This is a genomic window from Serratia rubidaea, assembly GCF_016026735.1.
Classification (GTDB): Bacteria; Pseudomonadota; Gammaproteobacteria; order Enterobacterales; family Enterobacteriaceae; genus Serratia_B; species Serratia_B rubidaea.
On sequence record NZ_CP065640.1, the window covers coordinates 359,558 to 378,159 of the forward strand.

General features: G+C 58.5%; 18 protein-coding genes. 8 read left to right on the forward strand and 10 right to left on the reverse strand.

Translation table 11 applies throughout. The features are described from left to right. Positions 1–4: 4 nt before the first annotated feature. The 6 genes from ispU to rpsB form a co-directional block, all read right to left on the reverse strand. A complete protein-coding gene (gene ispU, locus I6G83_RS01650; RefSeq protein WP_054306199.1) occupies positions 5–763 on the reverse strand; it encodes a (2E,6E)-farnesyl-diphosphate-specific ditrans,polycis-undecaprenyl-diphosphate synthase in 759 nt (252 codons plus the stop codon). A 282-nt stretch (positions 764–1,045) separates the two neighbouring features. Then, the gene (gene ispC / locus I6G83_RS01655; RefSeq protein WP_015673560.1) at positions 1,046–2,242 is read right to left on the reverse strand and encodes a 1-deoxy-D-xylulose-5-phosphate reductoisomerase; all 1,197 of its coding nucleotides are present in this window, start codon (positions 2,240–2,242) and stop codon (positions 1,046–1,048) included. Positions 2,243–2,398: 156 nt separating this feature from the next. Continuing rightward, complete coding sequence (gene frr / locus I6G83_RS01660) at positions 2,399–2,956, reverse strand: ribosome recycling factor (protein WP_015673561.1); 558 nt, start codon at positions 2,954–2,956, stop codon at positions 2,399–2,401. Positions 2,957–3,073: 117 nt separating this feature from the next. Further along, complete coding sequence (gene pyrH, locus I6G83_RS01665; RefSeq protein WP_004959220.1) at positions 3,074–3,799, reverse strand: UMP kinase; 726 nt, start codon at positions 3,797–3,799, stop codon at positions 3,074–3,076. Positions 3,800–4,026: 227 nt separating this feature from the next. Continuing rightward, complete coding sequence (gene tsf, locus I6G83_RS01670) at positions 4,027–4,878, reverse strand: translation elongation factor Ts (protein ID WP_015673562.1); 852 nt, start codon at positions 4,876–4,878, stop codon at positions 4,027–4,029. Between the two features lie 186 nt (positions 4,879–5,064). Continuing rightward, entirely contained in the window at positions 5,065–5,790 is a 726-nt protein-coding gene (gene rpsB / locus I6G83_RS01675) for a 30S ribosomal protein S2 (RefSeq protein WP_015673563.1), read from the reverse strand. A 366-nt stretch (positions 5,791–6,156) separates the two neighbouring features. Here rpsB and map point away from each other — a divergent pair, with 366 nt between their 5' ends. The 4 genes from map to I6G83_RS01695 all read left to right on the forward strand — a co-directional run bounded on the left by map (position 6,157) and on the right by I6G83_RS01695 (position 11,050). Beyond that, complete coding sequence (gene map, locus I6G83_RS01680) at positions 6,157–6,951, forward strand: type I methionyl aminopeptidase (protein ID WP_015673564.1); 795 nt, start codon at positions 6,157–6,159, stop codon at positions 6,949–6,951. Between the two features lie 73 nt (positions 6,952–7,024). After that, positions 7,025–9,694, forward strand: coding sequence for a bifunctional uridylyltransferase/uridylyl-removing protein GlnD (gene glnD / locus I6G83_RS01685; RefSeq protein WP_054306200.1), 2,670 nt, complete (start codon positions 7,025–7,027; stop codon positions 9,692–9,694). Positions 9,695–9,740: 46 nt separating this feature from the next. Then, positions 9,741–10,565, forward strand: coding sequence for a 2,3,4,5-tetrahydropyridine-2,6-dicarboxylate N-succinyltransferase (gene dapD / locus I6G83_RS01690; protein WP_015673566.1), 825 nt, complete (start codon positions 9,741–9,743; stop codon positions 10,563–10,565). Between the two features lie 95 nt (positions 10,566–10,660). Beyond that, positions 10,661–11,050, forward strand: coding sequence for a DUF3461 family protein (locus I6G83_RS01695; RefSeq protein WP_015673567.1), 390 nt, complete (start codon positions 10,661–10,663; stop codon positions 11,048–11,050). A 33-nt stretch (positions 11,051–11,083) separates the two neighbouring features. Here the strand turns inward: I6G83_RS01695 and I6G83_RS01700 are convergent, their stop codons facing one another. The 3 genes from I6G83_RS01700 to I6G83_RS01710 are packed head-to-tail and all read right to left on the reverse strand — an operon-like array spanning position 11,084 to position 12,666. Continuing rightward, entirely contained in the window at positions 11,084–11,533 is a 450-nt protein-coding gene (locus I6G83_RS01700) for a flavodoxin (protein ID WP_054306201.1), read from the reverse strand. Positions 11,534–11,566: 33 nt separating this feature from the next. Beyond that, positions 11,567–12,337 (reverse strand): tRNA pseudouridine(65) synthase TruC, encoded by a 771-nt coding sequence (gene truC, locus I6G83_RS01705; protein ID WP_054306202.1) that lies wholly within the window; start codon positions 12,335–12,337, stop codon positions 11,567–11,569. After that, positions 12,337–12,666, reverse strand: coding sequence for a YqcC family protein (locus tag I6G83_RS01710; RefSeq protein WP_054306203.1), 330 nt, complete (start codon positions 12,664–12,666; stop codon positions 12,337–12,339). The genes truC and I6G83_RS01710 overlap by 1 nt, the downstream gene beginning before the upstream one ends. Before the next feature lie 177 nt (positions 12,667–12,843). On the opposite strand from I6G83_RS01710, the gene I6G83_RS01715 reads away from it, so the two are divergent. Then, complete coding sequence (locus I6G83_RS01715) at positions 12,844–14,082, forward strand: MFS transporter (RefSeq protein WP_015673571.1); 1,239 nt, start codon at positions 12,844–12,846, stop codon at positions 14,080–14,082. A gap of 574 nt (positions 14,083–14,656) precedes the next feature. On the opposite strand, the gene syd is transcribed toward I6G83_RS01715, so the two are convergent. Continuing rightward, a complete protein-coding gene (gene syd / locus I6G83_RS01720) occupies positions 14,657–15,208 on the reverse strand; it encodes a SecY-interacting protein (RefSeq protein ID WP_054306204.1) in 552 nt (183 codons plus the stop codon). 136 nt (positions 15,209–15,344) lie between these two features. Here syd and queF point away from each other — a divergent pair, with 136 nt between their 5' ends. From queF to xni, 3 genes are all read left to right on the forward strand, one after another. Continuing rightward, positions 15,345–16,193, forward strand: a complete 849-nt coding sequence (queF, locus tag I6G83_RS01725; protein ID WP_015673573.1) for an NADPH-dependent 7-cyano-7-deazaguanine reductase QueF — start codon at positions 15,345–15,347, stop codon at positions 16,191–16,193. A 217-nt stretch (positions 16,194–16,410) separates the two neighbouring features. After that, positions 16,411–17,775, forward strand: a complete 1,365-nt coding sequence (gene ppnN / locus I6G83_RS01730) for a nucleotide 5'-monophosphate nucleosidase PpnN (protein WP_015673574.1) — start codon at positions 16,411–16,413, stop codon at positions 17,773–17,775. Positions 17,776–17,827: 52 nt separating this feature from the next. Next, a complete protein-coding gene (gene xni / locus I6G83_RS01735) occupies positions 17,828–18,586 on the forward strand; it encodes a flap endonuclease Xni (protein WP_054306205.1) in 759 nt (252 codons plus the stop codon). Positions 18,587–18,602 lie beyond the last annotated feature (16 nt).

The following is an 18,602-nucleotide window of genomic DNA, read 5'->3' on the forward strand; positions in this document are numbered from 1 at the left end:
CCCCCTAGGACGCATTGGCGCCGATAGGTGTTGTTCCCCCGAAGCGACGCTCACGTTGTGCAAATGCATTCAGCGCACCTTCAAAGACAAGTTCATCAAAATCAGGCCAGAGTACATCAGTAAAGTAAAGCTCGGCATAAGCAATCTGCCACAGTAAGAAATTGCTGATACGGTGTTCACCGCCGGTGCGGATCACCAGATCCACCGGCGCCAGATCGCTCATGCAAACCTGTTCACTCAGCAACTCTTCACTGATTTGGTCCGGGCGCAGCAAACCTTCCTGCACTTTCTCGGCCAAAGTCTTTACTCCCTGCATGATATCCCAACGGCCGCCGTAGTTGGCAGCGATGTTGAGCGTCAGGCCATCGTTATTTTCTGTCAGCTGCTCAGAGCGACGGATACGCTCCTGCAGACGTGCGCTGAACCGGCTGACATCGCCAATTACGCGCAACCTGACGTTATGTTTGTGCAGGCTTTTCACTTCACTGTCCAGAGCACGCACAAAAAGCTCCATCAGTGCGGAGACCTCCTGCGCCGGACGATTCCAGTTCTCACTGCTGAAGGCATAAAGCGTGAGCGCATCCAAATGATGGCTGGCGGCAAAGCTGACGGCCCTGCGCACCGATTTCACCCCTGCTTTATGACCGAAGACGCGCAACTTGCCCTGACGTTTAGCCCAACGTCCGTTACCGTCCATAATGATGGCAACGTGACGTGGCCCTGAAATGGACGGATTAGCTTCTTGTTGATTTGCGGACGACATAACTCGTACTTATTTCCTCGATAGAAACACAACAGCCTTTCCGGAACTTCAGGCCCTTGCGCGCAAAAAAAGCCGTGTGCCCGACACGGCTTTTTCGTCTGCACGTCCTGATAGCCCAGACATCGTCTGGAACGAATAGGTATTCGACATACCAATCAGGCCATTATTCAACGGTATAACCGCTGACAGGTGGCGCAGACTATATCACCTCAGCGAAGCCTGAACAAACAGGCCCGGAGCGGCGCGCGCAATTTACGAACAAAATCAGACAATATCGCGGGCTCAGGCGTACTGCGTCTTCACCACCTCAGCGGCAAGCGCACGCGCCTGGCGATCGATATCTAAGACCGCGTCAACGCAGGTCGGTTCCTGCAACGACAGCCGTTCGACAACTTTTTGGTTCACCGCCGCGATATCGGTAAAGCGAATCTGCGCCTGCAAGAAGGCGGCCACCGCCACTTCATTGGCGGCATTGAGCGCGGTGGTCGCCGCCTGGCCTGCGTCAAAGGCCGCGATGGCCAGGTGCAGACAAGGGTAGCGCTCACGCTCAGGCTCGGAGAAGGTCAACGCGCCAATGCGGCAGAAGTCCAGCGCGGCAACGCCGGAGTTCACGCGCTGCGGATAGGCCATCGCGTGGGCGATTGGCGTACGCATATCCGGCGTGCCCAGCTGCGCCAGTACGCTGCCGTCGGCATAGCGCACCATCGAGTGGATGACCGACTGCGGGTGCAGAATCACTTCCATTTGTTCGGCCGAGGCATTAAACAGCCAGCGGGCCTCAATATATTCCAGACCTTTATTCATCATGGTGGCGGAGTCCACCGAGATCTTGCGCCCCATCGACCAGTTGGGATGGGCACACGCCTGATCCGGCGTCATCGCGGCGAACTGTTCCAGCGGCGTGGTACGGAACGGGCCGCCGGAACCGGTCAACACAATGCGCGAAACACCATGATCTTCCAGTGAAGAGTATCCCAACTGGCGCTGAATACTCTCAGGTAAACTCTGAAAAATCGCGTTATGCTCGCTGTCGAGCGGTAAAAGCTGCGCCTGACTCTGCCGTACCGCGTCCATAAACAGACGTCCGCAGGTCACCAGCGACTCTTTGTTCGCCAGCAGCACCTGCTTGCCGGCGCGGATCGCCGCCAGCGTCGGCAGCAGCCCGGCGGCGCCGACGATGGCTGCGGTCACCTGATCGACGTCATCCAGCGCCGCCAGCTCGCAGGCGGCCTGTTCGCCCGCCAGCACCTCGGTCGCCACGCCCTGCTCCGCCAGCAGCGTACGCAGCTGGCCGGCGGCGGCTTCATCCGCCATCGCCGCATAGGCCGGACGGAATTCCAGGCACTGCTGCGCCATCACTGCCGCATTGCGGCCGGCAACCAGCGCCTTCACGGCGAAACGTTCAGGATTTTCCCGCACAACGGCCAGCGTGCTGGTGCCGACGGAACCGGTGGAGCCAAGAATAGTCAGTTGCTTCATGAGTTCGCTCTGAGTAACTGTCTGATAAGATCGATGGTGCTCCAGTGTGAAACCTTACGCACCGGATGTCCACGATCTTTCAGTACGATAAAACGAGATCTGAGCTGCAAAAAATAAAGCGCCGCCTAAGCGACGCTTTGTTCAGCGCAAAGCCGATTAGAATTCCATCAGCTCTTTTTCTTTCTCCGCCAGAGCGGCGTCGACCAGCTTGATGTAGGCATCGGTCATTTTCTGAATGTCGTCTTGTGAACGACGTTCTTCGTCTTCGCTGATTTCCTTGTCTTTCAGCAGCGCCTTGACCTTGTCGTTGGCGTCGCGACGCACGTTGCGCACGGACACGCGGCCCTGCTCTGCTTCACCGCGTACGATCTTGATCAGATCCTTACGGCGCTCTTCGGTCAGCGGCGGCAGCGGAACGCGGATGTCGGAACCGGCGGAAGACGGGTTCAGACCCAGGTCAGAGGACATGATGGCTTTTTCCACCGCCTGGCTCAGAGAGCGGTCAAACACGTTGATTTTCAGCGTGCGGGAATCTTCCACCGTGATGTTGGCCAGCTGACGCAGCGGGGTGGCAGCGCCGTAGTATTCCACCATGATGCCGTCAAGAATGCTTGGTGATGCGCGGCCGGTGCGGATTTTGCTGATTTGGTTTTTGAATGCTTCGACGCTTTTTTCCATGCGTGCGTCAGCATCTTTTCTGATGTCATTAATCACGTTGCGAACCTTTGGAAACGGGTTACTTGGCAGGCTTATTATAGCCCGTGAATTTTACTTGCCGGGAGCAGGCGCGCACGTCGCCACCCGCTCCGCTTAATCAGTATCGAGCAGCAATTACTTGCCGATCAATGTACCTTCGTTCTCACCCATCACGACGCGGCGCAGCGCGCCCGGCTTGTTCATATTGAACACGCGGATCGGCAGGCCATGGTCACGCGCCAGCGTAAACGCGGCCAGGTCCATGACTTTCAGTTCACGTTCCAGCACGTCCTGATAGGTTAACTGTTCATACAGCGTAGCGTCCGGGTTTTTCACCGGATCGGCGGAGTATACACCATCCACTTTGGTGGCTTTCAATACCACATCCGCTTCAATTTCGATCCCGCGCAGGCAGGCGGCGGAGTCGGTGGTGAAGAACGGGTTGCCGGTACCGGCGGAGAAAATCACTACGCGGTTGTTGCGCAGCAGGCTGATCGCCTCCGCCCAACTGTAGTTATCACATACGCCATTGAGCGGGATAGCCGACATCAGGCGGGCGTTCACATAGGCACGGTGCAGTGCATCACGCATAGCCAGGCCGTTCATCACGGTAGCCAGCATTCCCATGTGGTCGCCCACTACGCGGTTCATCCCGGCTTGCGCCAGGCCCGCGCCGCGGAACAGGTTGCCACCGCCAATAACTACACCGACCTGAATGCCCAGCTCGACCAGCTCTTTCACTTCCTGAGCCATGCGATCCAAAACGCTCGCGTCGATACCAAAACCTTCTGCGCCTTGCAGGGCTTCGCCACTCAGTTTGAGCAGGATACGCTGATATACGGGTTTTGCATTGGTTGCCATGGTTATTCTGTCCTAAGCAGCAGTAATAGTATTGGGGGTTTCGGCCGATGAAATGCGCCTGCGCAGAGTATAACCCGGCAGGGCCCGCCATCGGAGTAAATCTGGCTGGATCTGGATAAAGATATATCCTAAATAATTCAGGCTGCAGGAAAAAGACGCCCTGCGCGCGGCCTGAAATACGGCGGATATAAAATGGAACCGCCAGACGGCGGTTCCATTAACAGTCATTAAGACTGCTTGCTCATTGCTGCAACTTCAGCAGCAAAGTCAGCTTCAACTTTCTCGATGCCTTCGCCCACTTCGAAGCGGATGAAGTTAATCACGTCAGCGTTGTGCTCTTTCAGCACCTGACCAACAGATTTGCTTGGCTCGATAACGAAAGGCTGACCAGTCAGAGAAACTTCGCCGGTGAATTTCTTCATGCGGCCTTCAACCATTTTCTCTGCGATTTCTTTCGGCTTGCCAGACTGCATGGCGATGTCCAGCTGAACCTGATACTCTTTTTCCACCACTTCGGCAGAAACGTCTTCAGGCTTCACGAACTCAGGCTTGCTGGCCGCAACGTGCATTGCGATCTGCTTAACCAGTTCTTCGTCAGCGCCTTTAGCGGAAACCAGAACGCCGATACGTGCGCCGTGCAGGTAGCTGCCCAACACGTCGCCTTCCAGTACGGCTACGCGACGGATATTGATGTTTTCACCAATTTTCGCCACCAGCGCAACGCGCTCTTCTTCGAACTGCGCTTTCAGTACGTCGACGTCAGTCACTTTACCGGCAACGGCCGCGTCCAGCACTTTGTCAGCGAATGCCTGGAAACCGCCATCTTTGGCAACGAAGTCAGTCTGGCAGTTAACTTCCAGAATCACACCGTAGTTGCCTTCGATTTTGGTTTTGATCACGCCGTCAGCAGCTACGTTGCCTGCTTTTTTCGCTGCTTTGATCGCACCAGACTTACGCATGTTCTCGATGGCCAGCTCGATGTCGCCGTTGGATTCAACCAGCGCCTTTTTGCAATCCATCATGCCAGCGCCAGTACGCTCGCGCAGTTCTTTTACCAGGGCAGCGGTAATATCAGCCATTTTTAAATTCCTCGGTTATCCCACTCGGAGATTTACCCGATATCTTTCGCGCCGTCGCGCCGGGCAACAACGCGGAACCTATCGGACAGGGTTCTCATTCAGATAAGCAAAGGGGGCCTTTAAGGCCCCCCTAACCAACATATGTCAATACCTGGTTAATAAGGGCTCGATGTCGAGCTTGCCTTATTATTCAGCTTCTACCAAGCCTTCTTCCGCCTGAACGGCCAGATCTTGAGAGCGACCTTCACGTACTGCGGCAGCAACGGCGGTCAGGTACAGGTTTACTGCACGGATTGCGTCGTCGTTACCAGGGATGATGAAGTCAACGCCGTCTGGATCGGAGTTGGTATCAACGATAGAGAATACCGGGATACCCAGGTTGTTGGCTTCTTTGATCGCGATGTGTTCGTGATCGGCATCGATAACGAACAGAGCGTCTGGCAGACCGCCCATATCCTTGATACCGCCCAGAGAGTTTTCCAACTTCTGCAGTTCACGGGTACGCATCAGCGCTTCTTTTTTGGTCAGCTTGTCGAAGGTGCCGTCTTGAGACTGGGTTTCCAGATCTTTCAAACGTTTGATGGACTGACGAACGGTTTTCCAGTTAGTCAGCATACCGCCCAACCAGCGATGGTTCACGAAGAACTGGTCGCAGTTGTTGGCAGCGTCTTTTACCGCTTCGCTTGCTGCGCGCTTGGTACCAACAAACAGGATCTTGCCTTTACGGGCAGAGATCTTGCTCAGCTCAGCCAGAGCGTCGTTGAACATTGGTACGGTTTTTTCCAGGTTGATGATGTGAACCTTGTTACGAGCGCCGAAGATGAATGGCTTCATTTTCGGGTTCCAGTAACGGGTCTGGTGACCGAAGTGTACACCGGCCTGGAGCATGTCGCGCATGGAAACAGTTGCCATGATTAAACCTCTATAGATTAGATTGGGGTTATGCCTCCACGTATCCCATAACGCCGACCCCAGAGCGAGATTCTCACCTGAGGCACCCCGGCGCATGTGCCGATACGTGTGTGTTATTTACACAATTGAGTGCAGTTAAGTAGTTTCAGCCTCACCGCTCCAACGTCTTTTGGACGCAAGTCGCGGATCGCCGGCGCGCTTTATACCATAAACCCGCCGCTGACTCCAACTTTTGTTGCAGTATAACCCCTTAACGCCGCCCGCGCGCGCAAATCAAATTTGGCAGCCCTCCGGCGGGCTGATACCATAGCAGACTGCTTCTATCTTCTTAATTGTCGGCAAGCTCGACACCTTCGGACGAATTTCATGGCAATCTCAATCAAAAACGCTGATGACATCCAAAAAATGCGCGTAGCCGGCCGCCTGGCCGCCGAAGTGCTGGAAATTATCGAGCCTTACGTCAAACCCGGCGTCACCACCGGTGAGCTGGACCGTATCTGTCACGAATACATCACGGAAAAGCAGCAGGCGATCTCCGCCTGCCTGGGCTACCACGGCTTCCCGAAATCCGTCTGCATCTCGGTGAACGAAGTGGTGTGCCACGGCATCCCAAGCGATGACAAAGTGCTGAAAGACGGCGATATCGTCAACATCGACGTCACCGTAATTAAAGACGGCTGGCACGGCGACACCTCCAAGATGTTCCTGGTGGGCAAACCGACGATTCTGGGCGAGCGCCTGTGCCGCATCACGCAGGAAAGCCTGTACCTGGCGCTGAAAATGGTCAAGCCGGGCATCCGCCTGCGCACGCTGGGCAAGGCTATTCAGCAGTTTGTGGAAGCCGAGAAATTCTCCGTCGTACGTGAGTACTGCGGGCACGGCATCGGCGAAGTGTTCCACGAAGAGCCGCAGGTGCTGCATTATGACGCCGATGACGGCGGCGTGGTGCTGCAGGCGGGCATGGCCTTCACCATCGAGCCGATGGTTAACGCCGGCGACTACCGCATTCGCACCATGAAAGACGGCTGGACGGTAAAAACCAAAGATCGCAGCTTGTCGGCGCAGTATGAGCATACTATTGTGGTGACTGAAAACGGCTGCGAGATAATGACGTTGCGCAAGGATGACACCATCCCCAACATCATTACGCATGACATGTAAGCGCGGCGGCAGCGCCGTACGCTAAACGCATTACACAGGCCGGCTTTTGCCGGCCTTTTTTATAGGTCATCCCATGTCTGAAGATTTTCGTGCACCTGCCCCGCCGGCCGTCGCGCAGCTGACGCCGCCCGCCTCTCCCGATACCTATGGCGATGACGATCTGGAGTGCGGCGCGCTGAAGCAGCGGCTGGAACAGTTTCAGGACTGGCTGGCGACCTCCTTTGACGCCGGCGCCAGCGCCGAAAGCCTGGTGGCGGCGCGCAGTGAGTTCGTCGATCGCCTGCTGCGCCGCCTGTGGCGCTTTTACGGCTTTGAGCAGGCTGCCGAAACCGCGCTGGTGGCGGTGGGCGGCTATGGCCGCGGCGAGCTGCATCCTTTATCGGACATCGACGTGCTGGTGCTCAGCCAGCAGCGGCTGAGCGAGCCGCAGGCGGCGCGGGTCGGCGAATTTATCACCCTGCTGTGGGATCTGAAGCTGGAGGTCGGCCACAGCGTCCGCACGCTGGAAGAGTGCCTGCTGGAAGGGCTGGCCGATCTGACCGTGGCCACCAACCTGATCGAATCGCGGATGATCTGCGGCGACGTGGCGCTGTTCCTGCAGATGCAAAAACACATTTTCAGCGACGGCTTCTGGCCCTCCCCCGACTTTTTCCACGCCAAGCTTGATGAGCAGCAGGAGCGCCACCAGCGCTACCACGGCACCAGCTACAACCTGGAGCCGGATATCAAAAGCAGCCCCGGCGGCCTGCGCGATATCCATACCCTTCTATGGGTGGCGCGGCGCCACTTCGGCGCCACCTCGCTGGATGAAATGGTCGGCTTCGGCTTTCTGACGCAGGCGGAGCGCAATGAGCTGAACGAGTGCCAGAGCCTGCTGTGGCGCATCCGCTTCGCGCTGCATCTGGAGCTGACGCGCTATGACAACCGTCTGCTGTTCGACCGTCAGCTCAGCGTGGCGCAGCGGCTGCGCTATAAAGGCGACGGCAACGAGCCGGTAGAGCACATGATGAAGGATTTCTACCGCGTAACGCGCCGCGTCAGCGAACTGAATAACATGCTGCTGCAGCTGTTTGATGAAGCGATTCTGGCGCTGGACGCCACGGAGAAACCGCGTCCGCTGAACGATGATTTCCAGCTGCGCGGCGATCTGATCGACCTGCGCGACGAGACGCTGTTTGAGCGCCAGCCGCAGGCCATCATGCGCATGTTCTATCTGATGGTGCGCAACCGCGACATCCGCGGCATCTACTCCACCACCGTACGCCAGCTGCGCCATGCGCGCCGTCATCTGAAACAGCCGCTGTGCACCATTCCCGAAGCCCGCGAGCTGTTTATGGCGATTCTGCGTCACCCGGGCGCGGTGGCGCGCGCCCTGCTGCCGATGCACCGCCACAGCGTGCTGTGGGCCTATATGCCGCAGTGGGGCAAAATCGTCGGCCAGATGCAGTTCGACCTGTTCCACGCCTATACCGTGGATGAACACACCATCCGCGTGCTGCAGAAGCTGGAAAGCTTCGCCGATGAAGAGACCCGGCCGCGCCACCCGCTGTGCGTCGAACTCTATCCGCGGCTGCCCCACCCTGAGCTGCTGCTGATCGCCGCGCTGTTCCACGATATCGCCAAGGGACGCGGCGGCGACCACTCCATTCTGGGGGCGGAGGACGTGGTGGAATTCGCCGCGCTGCACGGCCTCAATTCGCGGGAAACTCAGCTGGTCGCCTGGCTGGTGCGCTGCCATCTGCTGATGTCGGTCACCGCCCAGCGGCGCGACATCCAGGACCCGACGGTGATCCAACAGTTCAGCGCCGAAGTGCAGAGCGAAACGCGGCTGCGCTACCTGGTCTGCCTGACGGTGGCGGATATTTGCGCCACCAACGAAACGCTGTGGAACAGCTGGAAACAGAGCCTGTTGCGCGAACTCTACTTCGCCACGGAAAAGCAGCTGCGCCGCGGCATGCAAAACAGCCCGGACCTGCGCGAACGCGTGCGTCACCACCGTTTACAGGCGCTGGCGCTGCTGCGTATGGACAATATCGACGAAGAGGCGCTGCACCGTATCTGGAGCCGCTGCCGCGCCGACTACTTCCTGCGCCACTCCCCCAATCAGCTGGCCTGGCACGCCCGCCACCTGCTGGCCCATGACTCCACCAAACCGCTGGTGCTGGTCAGTCGGCAGGCGACGCGCGGCGGCACCGAGATCTTTATCTGGAGCCCGGACCGGCCGTATCTGTTCGCCGCCGTCGCCGGCGAGATGGACCGCCGCAACCTGAGCGTGCACGACGCGCAGATCTTCACCAACCGCGACGGGATGGCGATGGACACCTTTATCGTTCTGGAGCCGGACGGCAGCCCGCTGGCGCAGGATCGCCACAACGCCATTCGTCAGGCGCTGCTGCAGGCGATCACCCAGCGCGACTATCAGCCGCCGCGGGTGCGCCGGCCGTCGTCCAAACTGCGCCACTTCAGCGTGCCGACGGAGGCCAGTTTTCTGCCGACCCATACCGACCGGCGCAGCTATCTGGAGCTGACAGCGCTGGATCAGCCCGGCCTGCTGGCGCGCGTCGGCGAAGTGTTTGCCGATATGGGGCTGTCCCTGCACGGCGCGCGCATTTCCACCATCGGCGAGCGGGTTGAGGATTTATTTATTCTGGCCGACGGCGATCGGCGCGCTTTAAACGCCCAAACGCGCAGAAAGTTGGAACAACGGTTGACAGAGGCCCTCAATCCAAACGATAAAATGTGATACAAGTAACTTTTTGTTGAACCACTACATCAGGACAGAGAACAGAATGCAGCAACTACAGAACGTTATCGAGAGCGCCTTTGAACGTCGCGCGGACATTACCCCGACGAGCGTGGACACCGTAACGCGCGAAGCGGTAAACCAGGCCATCGCCCTGCTGGACAGCGGCGCCCTGCGCGTCGCCGAAAAGATTGACGGCCAGTGGGTAACCCATCAGTGGCTGAAAAAAGCCGTGCTGCTCTCTTTCCGCATCAATGACAACAAGGTGATGGACGGGGCTGAAACCCGTTATTACGACAAGGTGCCGATGAAGTTCGCCGACTATGACGAAGCGCGCTTCCAGAAAGAAGGCTTCCGCGTCGTGCCGCCGGCCACCGTACGCCAGGGCGCATTTATCGCACGCAACACCGTGCTGATGCCGTCCTACGTCAATATCGGCGCCTACGTTGACGAAGGCACCATGGTCGATACCTGGGCCACCGTCGGTTCCTGCGCGCAGATCGGCAAAAACGTTCACCTGTCCGGCGGCGTCGGCATCGGCGGCGTACTGGAGCCGCTGCAGGCCAACCCGACCATCATCGAAGACAACTGCTTTATCGGCGCGCGCTCCGAAGTGGTTGAAGGGGTGATCGTGGAAGAAGGCTCGGTGATCTCCATGGGCGTTTACCTCGGCCAGAGCACCCGTATTTACGACCGCGAAACCGGCGAAATCCACTACGGCCGTGTCCCGGCGGGTTCCGTCGTAGTCTCCGGCAACCTGCCGTCCAAAGATGGCACCTACAGCCTGTACTGTGCGGTGATCGTCAAAAAAGTGGACGCCAAAACGCGCGGCAAAGTCGGCATTAATGAGTTATTACGCACCATCGACTAAGCTAAATAGCGGGTGATTCACCCGCTATTTTTTTATCTGAAGCACCGCGGGCATCCTCACTAACGTGGAATAATACTTATTACTAGGGGCGACGTATGTACGATAATTTGAAAAGCTTGGGTATTAATCAACCGGAAGATATCGATCGTTATAGCCTGCGGCAAGAGGCCAATAACGACATCCTCAAGATCTATTTCCGCAAGGATAAAGGCGAGTTCTTTGCCAAAAGCGTGAAATTCAAATATCCGCGTCAGCGTAAAACCGTGGTGGCCGACAACGCCGGCCAGGGCTACAAAGAGATCCACGAGATAAACCCCAACCTGCGCTATGTGATCGATGAGCTGGATCAGCTGTGCCAGCGCGATCAGGTGGAAGTCGATTTGAAACGCAAAATCCTCGAAGACCTGCGTCATCTGGAAGGCGTGGTGTCGCACAAGATTGCCGAGATTGAGGCCGATCTGGAAAAGCTGACCCGCGGCAAATAATCATCAGGGCGCGGTTATCGCGCCCTGCAGGCTTTACTTCAGCAGCGCCGCCCACTGCTCCACCCACGGGCAGGACGCCACTTCAGGTTCCGGCTGCTCCATGGCGTCAATTTCCAGCATCTCTCCCACGCGCGTCGCACCCTGCTCCTGCAGCAGCGCATCAAACGCCCGACCAGCGCCGCAGAAGTTGTCATAGCTGCTGTCGCCCAGCGCAATCACTCCGTAGCGTAGCTCCGGCTGATAGCCGACCCGATCGCGAATCGCTGCGAACAGCGGCGCGATGCTGTCCGGCAAATCGCCCTGCCCGGTGGTCGAGGTCACCACCAGCGCATAGTGCTGACGATAGGCCTGCCACTCTTCCAGCGTCCCCTCTTCGAACAGTTTGACCTCGTGCCCCTGCTCGACAAGGATGGTTTCCGCTTCTTCCGCCACCAACAACGCATTACCGTATACCGTGCCGACGAAAATACCGACCTGAGCCATGCTTACAACTCCCTTAATGCTCTGAAAAAATTCTTAGCTAGCTTGACCGTAAGCCGCCGGAAACTCAACCCTGGCAAGCTCAGGGACAACCTCCAGCCAGCCAAACTGTGACATTACCCCCTGCCAGGTCTGGTCCCAGCGGGCGGAAATCTGCAGCGGCTGCCCGCTTACCGGGTGATTAAGCCGCAGATGGCTGGCATGCAGCATCAGGCGCGGGCAGGAAAAATGCTGCGCCATACCGCGGTTCTGCCGCAGATCGCCATGCTTGCTGTCGCCGATGATCGGGTGGCGCAGGTGCGTCATATGGCGCCGCAGCTGATGTTTACGACCGGTCTCCGGCTGCAGCTCCATCAGCGTGTAGCGCGCGCTGTCATAGCGTCCGATCGCCACCGGCATTTCCACCTGCGCCAGTGGCCGATAGTGGGTCAGCGCCGGCTGCGACGCTTTATCCGCATCGGAAAATTTATCGGCGATCTTGTCCCGCTCCTGCGTCAGCGGATAATCCAGCGTCGCCGCGTCGTTGACAAAACCGCGCACCACCGCATGGTAGGTTTTCTGCACCTGATGCTGTTCAAACTGCTGTGACAACAGATGGGCGACCTCGCTGGACAGCGCCATCAGCAGCACGCCGGACGTCGGCCGATCGAGCCGGTGAACGGTAAAGACGTGCTGGCCGATCTGATCGCGCACCGTCTGCATCACAAATACGCTCTCATGGCGGTCCAGCCAGCTGCGGTGCACCAGCCAGCCGGCGGGTTTATTCACCGCCACCAGGTGCTCGTCCTGATAAAGAATTTCCAGCATTACTGCGGCTCTTGGTTCAGTAGGTCGTCCAGGCGCTGCAGCACCACCAACAGCGGCAGACAGGCCGGCTCCTTGTCTTTCAGCGCCTCTTCAAAATAAGGCGTGATGGCAAAGCGCGTCGGCAGCGGCGCATTGGCGTCCAGCAGCGCGTACATGCGCGGCAGCATCACCCACTGCAGCCACTCCTCCGCCTGCATGCTGTCGATGCAAAACGGTTCGCTACTGTTAAACGCCTCAGGCGCCGGCGGCGTAGCCTGCCACAACGCCAGATCGCGCATGGATTGTTCGATAGCCTGCAAGTACAGGCGAACCTGGTTATGTATAGTCATCTGCATTTCCGATCGTTCAAAGCGATAAAACTCAGCGCGCGGGCTGAAAGGCGGCAGAGCATAGCATTTAACCGGTTATAGCCCAAATTCCATCGACGCGACAGATTTTGCGCTGGTGACGATGCGGCGTGCGCGGCACAATATCCATCAAGTAAACCAATAAACAAGATGATACACATGAGCGCAACTTCAGCTGTAAAGCAACACGCAACGCCCGGTAAAGCCATGCTGGCTTCGGTGACCGGCTACGCCATGGACGGTTTCGATCTGCTTATTCTGGGCTTTATGCTGCCGGTTATCGCCGCCGAGCTGCACCTCACCTCTGCCGAATCCGGCTCGCTGGTCACCTGGACGCTGGTCGGGGCGGTATTGGGCGGCGTGATTTTCGGCCACCTCAGCGACCGCTTCGGCCGTATCCGCATCCTTACCGTCACCATTTTGATGTTTTCACTGTTTACCGGCCTGTGCGCGCTGGCGGTCGGCTATTGGGATCTGCTGGCCTATCGCACGCTGGCGGGCGTCGGGCTGGGCGGTGAGTTCGGCATCGGCATGGCGCTGATCGCCGAAGCCTGGCCGGCGGAAAAACGCAACCGCGCCTCCGCCTATGTCGGCATGGGCTGGCAGCTTGGCGTGCTGGCCGCGGCCTTTCTGACGCCGCTGCTGCTGACGCACATCGGCTGGCGCGGCATGTTCCTGGTCGGTCTGGTGCCGGCGCTGGCCTCCTTCCTGATCCGCCGCACGCTGGGGGAGCCGGAAGCGTTCGTGCGACAAAAAAGCGCAGCGCCTGCGCTATCTTTCCGCCAGCGTCTGGGGCTGCTGTTTAAGGATCGCGCCACCGGGCGCGCCAGCGTAGGTATTTTTATTCTCTGCTCGGTGCAGAATTTCGGCTACTACGGCCTGATGATCTGGATGCCCACCTATCTGGCAAGCAACTTCGGTTTCTCCCTGACCAAGTCCGGCATCTGGACGGCGGTAACGGTGGTCGGCATGACCTTCGGCATCTGGCTGTTCGGCGTACTGGCCGACCGCTTTGCCCGCTGGAAAATATTCATTGCTTATCAGCTGGGCGCGGTGGTGATGGTGGTGTGTTACGCGCAACTCAGCGACCCGACCTGGATGCTGCTGGCCGGCGCGGTAATGGGGCTGTTCGTCAACGGCATGATTGGCGGCTACGGCGCGCTGATTTCAGACATCTACCCGACGCAGGCGCGGGCCACGGCGCAAAATATCCTGTTTAATCTGGGACGCGGCGTTGGCGGTCTGGGGCCGCTGGTGATTGGCGCGCTGGTGACGCAGGTCTCCTTCACCGCGGCCATCAGTCTGTTGGCCGCCATTTACCTGCTGGATATCTACGCCACGCTGTTCCTGCTGCCAAAGAAACAGGGCCAGGGGGATACGCTGGGGGCGATCGGCTAAACATTTAAGACGGGCAAAAAGTTGGGGGCACTGTATTAACAGTGCCCCCGGTTCGTTTTATAGCTTTCCCGCTACACGGAATGCTCCCTGCTCAATCCCTGAAAACTTTTCCTGCGGCCATCCTGACCCAACGTCCATGCCTATCCTTTAACTAGCATCATCCTGACGCGGTCCTCAGTCTCCCTGACCCACCGGCCATCCCGTACCGGCTCTCAATCTCCGTCCTGGAGGTGTCCCTGCTTTCTTTCCTGAAACATCCTGAGCATCGCCCTGACGCCATCCGCCGCCCTTCAGTGGGCGCTTCCGCTTCTTCATCCAGAAGTCTGCAACATCCCGCTGCTTCCGACTCCAGCCGCCTTCCATTCGGCAGGTATAAGATCGCTTAATTCCTTTCTCACCACAAGGGATTGTGAGACAAAAGTACAAAAAGGCGTTACACGTTAGCGTTTGCCGTTTCGTTAACCAACTGATACATCTGGTAATAAATCAATTTTTGCAGTTAGACGCCGATAAATTAAAAGCGATCTCGCACAAGCCTTGTGCGAGATCTCTCACAAACCTTTTGGCCGTTGGCTCAATTATCGGCCACCGGACGCAGCGCATCGAGGAAATTGCCCAGCGTCGCCGCCAGCAGCGTACGCCGGTCGCTGCCAAACTGCTCCAGCACCACATTACCGCTGATATTGCACAGCGACACCATCTCCATCTCCGATTCCGTGGTTGCCAGGAACAGCGTCGGCGACAGCTTCAGACGTTTTTGCGTCACCAGATGACCAATCAGATTCTCCTGCAGGCGAATAAAATCATCCTCGCTCCATACCTGCAGCAGGCTGAGCCGATGCTCACCGAACTGCGCGCCCATATCGCCGGCGTATTGCTGCGTATAAAAGGCGTGAATATCCGGCTGCAGCCGCAGCTCCAGCGCGGTTTCCACCTTTTCCAGCGTCGCCGCAGGCGTAAACGGCTGCGGCAACCACAGCACCTCTTCATCGCGATTTTCCACTACGCACGGTGAGGGTACGCCGTACAGTTCGCGGCTGGCCGGCGCATGGCCACGCTGCTGCTGCCAGAGCGCCACATAGCGCTGCGTAAATTCACGCAAAGCGTGGGTAACATCATGGTCCATATTTTCTCTCGCATACGGTAAACTGACGGCTATTGTACCCATAACCTTGCATACTTGCTTGCAGCGACGCGGCGTTAAGCGCGTTACCGCGGCTGCAACGCAATTTTCAGCACTAACCGGAGTAAGGTGACAGCAGATGTCCTCCTATCAAAATCATCAGGCATTATCAGGGCTGACGCTCGGTAAACCCACCGCTTACCACGACCAGTACGACGCGGCGCTGCTGCAGCCGGTGCCGCGCAGCATGAACCGCGAGCCGCTGGGGCTCTATCCTGACAGCCTGCCGTTTCACGGCGCGGATATCTGGACGCTGTACGAACTCTCCTGGCTCAACGCCAAAGGGCTGCCGCAGGTGGCGGTGGGCGAAATCAGCCTCGACGCCTTCAGCCTGAACCTGATCGAGTCCAAGAGCTTCAAGCTCTATCTCAACAGCTTTAACCAGACCCGCTTTGAGAACTGGGAAGCGGTGCGCTGCACGCTGCTGCGCGATCTGGCGGCCTGCGCGCAGGGCGAGGTGACGGTGAAACTGTTCCGTCTGGATGAAATTGAAGGACGCCCCATCGCGCAACTGCAGGGCGAAAACCTCGACCAGCAGGACATCAGCATCGATGACTATCAGTTCAACGCCGACTACCTGCAGGACGCGGCGGCAGGCAGCCCGGTGGTGGAGGAAACGCTGGTCAGCCATCTGCTGAAGTCCAACTGCCTGATCACCAACCAGCCCGACTGGGGTTCGGTACAGATCGCCTATCGCGGCGCGCAGATTAACCGCGAAGCGTTGCTGCGCTATTTAGTCTCTTTCCGCCATCATAATGAGTTCCATGAACAGTGCGTGGAGCGCATTTTCAACGACATCATGCGTTTTTGTCAGCCTGAGCGCCTCTCGGTCTATGCGCGCTATACCCGCCGCGGCGGCCTGGATATCAACCCATGGCGCAGCAATACCGATTTTGCGCCGACGCACGGCCGCCTGGCGCGCCAATAATGCGAAGCATTGCTCAACAACTGAGCTAATAGCAGGTTTGCATTGGTAAAAATCAGGGGACGGCGGTAAGGTTAAATCTCGGCGCCCGCGCGTATTACGGGGCCGCAGAGCAGACAGGCGTTATTCACCGCAGCGTGTGCAAGCGGGGTCGCCATACCGAGAGGCGGTCCTGCCGTATGGATTACTACCGCCCCGCCATGGGTGCAAAGGAGTTACCTTGATTACACATATCAGCCCGCTTGGCTCAATGGATTTGCTGTCGCAGCTGGAAGTCGACATGCTGAAGCGTACCGCCAGCAGCGACCTGTATCGTTTATTCCGTAACTGTTCGCTGGCGGTGCTGAACTCCGGCAGCCAGACCGACAACAGCAAGCAGCTGCTGTCGCGCTATGAAACGTTTGATATCAACGTACTGCGCCGTGAACGCGGCGTAAAACTCGAACTGGTCAACCCGCCGGAAGACGCCTTTGTCGACGGACGCATTATCCGCTCCCTGCAGGCCAACCTGTTCGCGGTGCTGCGCGATATTCTGTTCGTGCACGGGCAAATCGCCAGCGCCGGACGCTTCCAGCACCTGAATCTGGAAAACTCCGTCCATATCACCAACCTGGTGTTCTCGATTCTGCGCAATGCGCGCACGCTGCATCTGGACGAAGACCCCAATATGGTGGTGTGCTGGGGCGGCCACTCGATCAATCAGAACGAATACCTGTATGCGCGTAAAGTCGGCAGCGAGCTGGGCCTGCGCGAACTGAATATCTGCACCGGCTGCGGCCCGGGCGCCATGGAAGCGCCGATGAAGGGCGCGGCGGTCGGCCACGCCCAGCAGCGCTACCGCAACAGCCGCTTTATCGGCATGACCGAACCGTCCATCATCGCCGCCGAGCCGCCGAACCCGCTGGTCAACGAACTGGTGATCATGCCGGATATCGAAAAGCGTCTGGAAGCCTTCGTGCGTATCGCGCACGGCATCATTATTTTCCCGGGCGGCGTCGGCACGGCGGAAGAGCTGCTGTACCTGCTGGGCATCCTGATGAACCCGGAAAACAGCGAGCAGGTGCTGCCGCTGATCCTCACCGGGCCGAAAGAGAGCGCCGACTACTTCCGGGTACTGGATGAGTTCATCATGAATACCCTCGGCGACGCGGCGCGCCGCCACTACACCATTATCATCGACGACCCGGCGGAAGTGGCGCGCCAGATGAAAAAGGCGATGCCGCTGGTGAAAGAAAACCGCCGCAATACCGGCGACGCCTACAGCTTTAACTGGTCGATGCGCATCGCCCCGGATCTGCAGCTGCCGTTTGAGCCGACCCATGAGAATATGGCCAACCTCAACCTGTCGCCGCAGCAGCCGCCGGAAGAACTGGCCGCCGCGCTGCGCCGCGCGTTTTCCGGCATCGTCGCCGGCAACGTGAAAGAGAACGGCATTCACGCCATTGAGCAGTTCGGCCCGTACAAGCTGCATGGCGATCCGCAAATGATGAAGCAGATGGATCAGCTGCTGCAGGGTTTTGTTGCCCAGCACCGCATGAAGCTGCCGGGCAGCGCCTATGTGCCCTGCTATGAAATCATTACCTGACCAACCGCAGGGCGGCGCCAGGCCGCCCTGCCTTTTTACGACCTAAATCACCATGGCCATACATTTACTGATCGTCGACGCCCTGAATCTGATTCGCCGCATTCACGCCGTGCAAGGCTCGCCGTGCGTTGACGCCTGCCGCCATGCGCTGGCGCAGCTGATTCAGCACAGCGCGCCGACCCACGCGGTGGCGGTCTTTGACGAAGACGACCGGGGCGACAGCTGGCGTCACCAACTGTTGCCGGACTACAAGGCCGGCCGTTCGCCCATGCCAGACAACCTGCAGCAGGAAATGCCGCAGCTGCGCGAGGCGTTTGCCGGCCTGGGGGTCGCCTGCTGGCACTCCCCCGGCAACGAAGCGGACGACCTGGCGGCGACGCTGGCCGCTAAGGTTTCCGGCGGCGGCCACCAGGTGACCATCGTCTCGACCGATAAAGGCTACTGCCAACTGCTGGCGCCGCAGGTGCAGATCCGCGACTATTTTCAAAAACGCTGGCTGGATCTGCCCTTCGTGCAGAAAGAGTTTGGCGTGGCGCCGCAACAGCTGACGGATTACTGGGGGCTGGCCGGCATCAGCAGCAGCAAGATCCCCGGCGTCGCCGGCATCGGGCCGAAAACCGCCGTGCAGCTGCTACAGCAGGCGACGGATCTGGATACGCTGTATCAGCAGTTGGCGGCAGTGCCGGAAAAGTGGCGCAATAAACTGGAGCAGCACCGTGAAATGGCCTACGTCAGCAAGCAGATCGCCACGCTGCGCACTGACCTGACGCTGGACGGCAACCTGCAACAGCTGCGGCTGCCGATAAACTAAGGGCGCTGCAAGCAGC

What these genes read in the sequence shown, in the direction of transcription:
- ispU (WP_054306199.1), bottom strand. Translation starts at nt 763, where the DNA reads ATGTCGTCCGCAAATCAACAAGAAGCTAATCCGTCCATTTCAGGGCCA.
- ispC (WP_015673560.1), bottom strand. Translation starts at nt 2,242, where the DNA reads ATGAAGCAACTGACTATTCTTGGCTCCACCGGTTCCGTCGGCACCAGC.
- pyrH (WP_004959220.1), bottom strand. Translation starts at nt 3,799, where the DNA reads ATGGCAACCAATGCAAAACCCGTATATCAGCGTATCCTGCTCAAACTG.
- tsf (WP_015673562.1), bottom strand. Translation starts at nt 4,878, where the DNA reads ATGGCTGATATTACCGCTGCCCTGGTAAAAGAACTGCGCGAGCGTACT.
- rpsB (WP_015673563.1), bottom strand. Translation starts at nt 5,790, where the DNA reads ATGGCAACTGTTTCCATGCGCGACATGCTCCAGGCCGGTGTACACTTC.
- map (WP_015673564.1), top strand. Translation starts at nt 6,157, where the DNA reads ATGGCAATCTCAATCAAAAACGCTGATGACATCCAAAAAATGCGCGTA.
- glnD (WP_054306200.1), top strand. Translation starts at nt 7,025, where the DNA reads ATGTCTGAAGATTTTCGTGCACCTGCCCCGCCGGCCGTCGCGCAGCTG.
- dapD (WP_015673566.1), top strand. Translation starts at nt 9,741, where the DNA reads ATGCAGCAACTACAGAACGTTATCGAGAGCGCCTTTGAACGTCGCGCG.
- I6G83_RS01695 (WP_015673567.1), top strand. Translation starts at nt 10,661, where the DNA reads ATGTACGATAATTTGAAAAGCTTGGGTATTAATCAACCGGAAGATATC.
- I6G83_RS01700 (WP_054306201.1), bottom strand. Translation starts at nt 11,533, where the DNA reads ATGGCTCAGGTCGGTATTTTCGTCGGCACGGTATACGGTAATGCGTTG.
- truC (WP_054306202.1), bottom strand. Translation starts at nt 12,337, where the DNA reads ATGCTGGAAATTCTTTATCAGGACGAGCACCTGGTGGCGGTGAATAAA.
- I6G83_RS01710 (WP_054306203.1), bottom strand. Translation starts at nt 12,666, where the DNA reads ATGACTATACATAACCAGGTTCGCCTGTACTTGCAGGCTATCGAACAA.
- I6G83_RS01715 (WP_015673571.1), top strand. Translation starts at nt 12,844, where the DNA reads ATGAGCGCAACTTCAGCTGTAAAGCAACACGCAACGCCCGGTAAAGCC.
- syd (WP_054306204.1), bottom strand. Translation starts at nt 15,208, where the DNA reads ATGGACCATGATGTTACCCACGCTTTGCGTGAATTTACGCAGCGCTAT.
- queF (WP_015673573.1), top strand. Translation starts at nt 15,345, where the DNA reads ATGTCCTCCTATCAAAATCATCAGGCATTATCAGGGCTGACGCTCGGT.
- xni (WP_054306205.1), top strand. Translation starts at nt 17,828, where the DNA reads ATGGCCATACATTTACTGATCGTCGACGCCCTGAATCTGATTCGCCGC.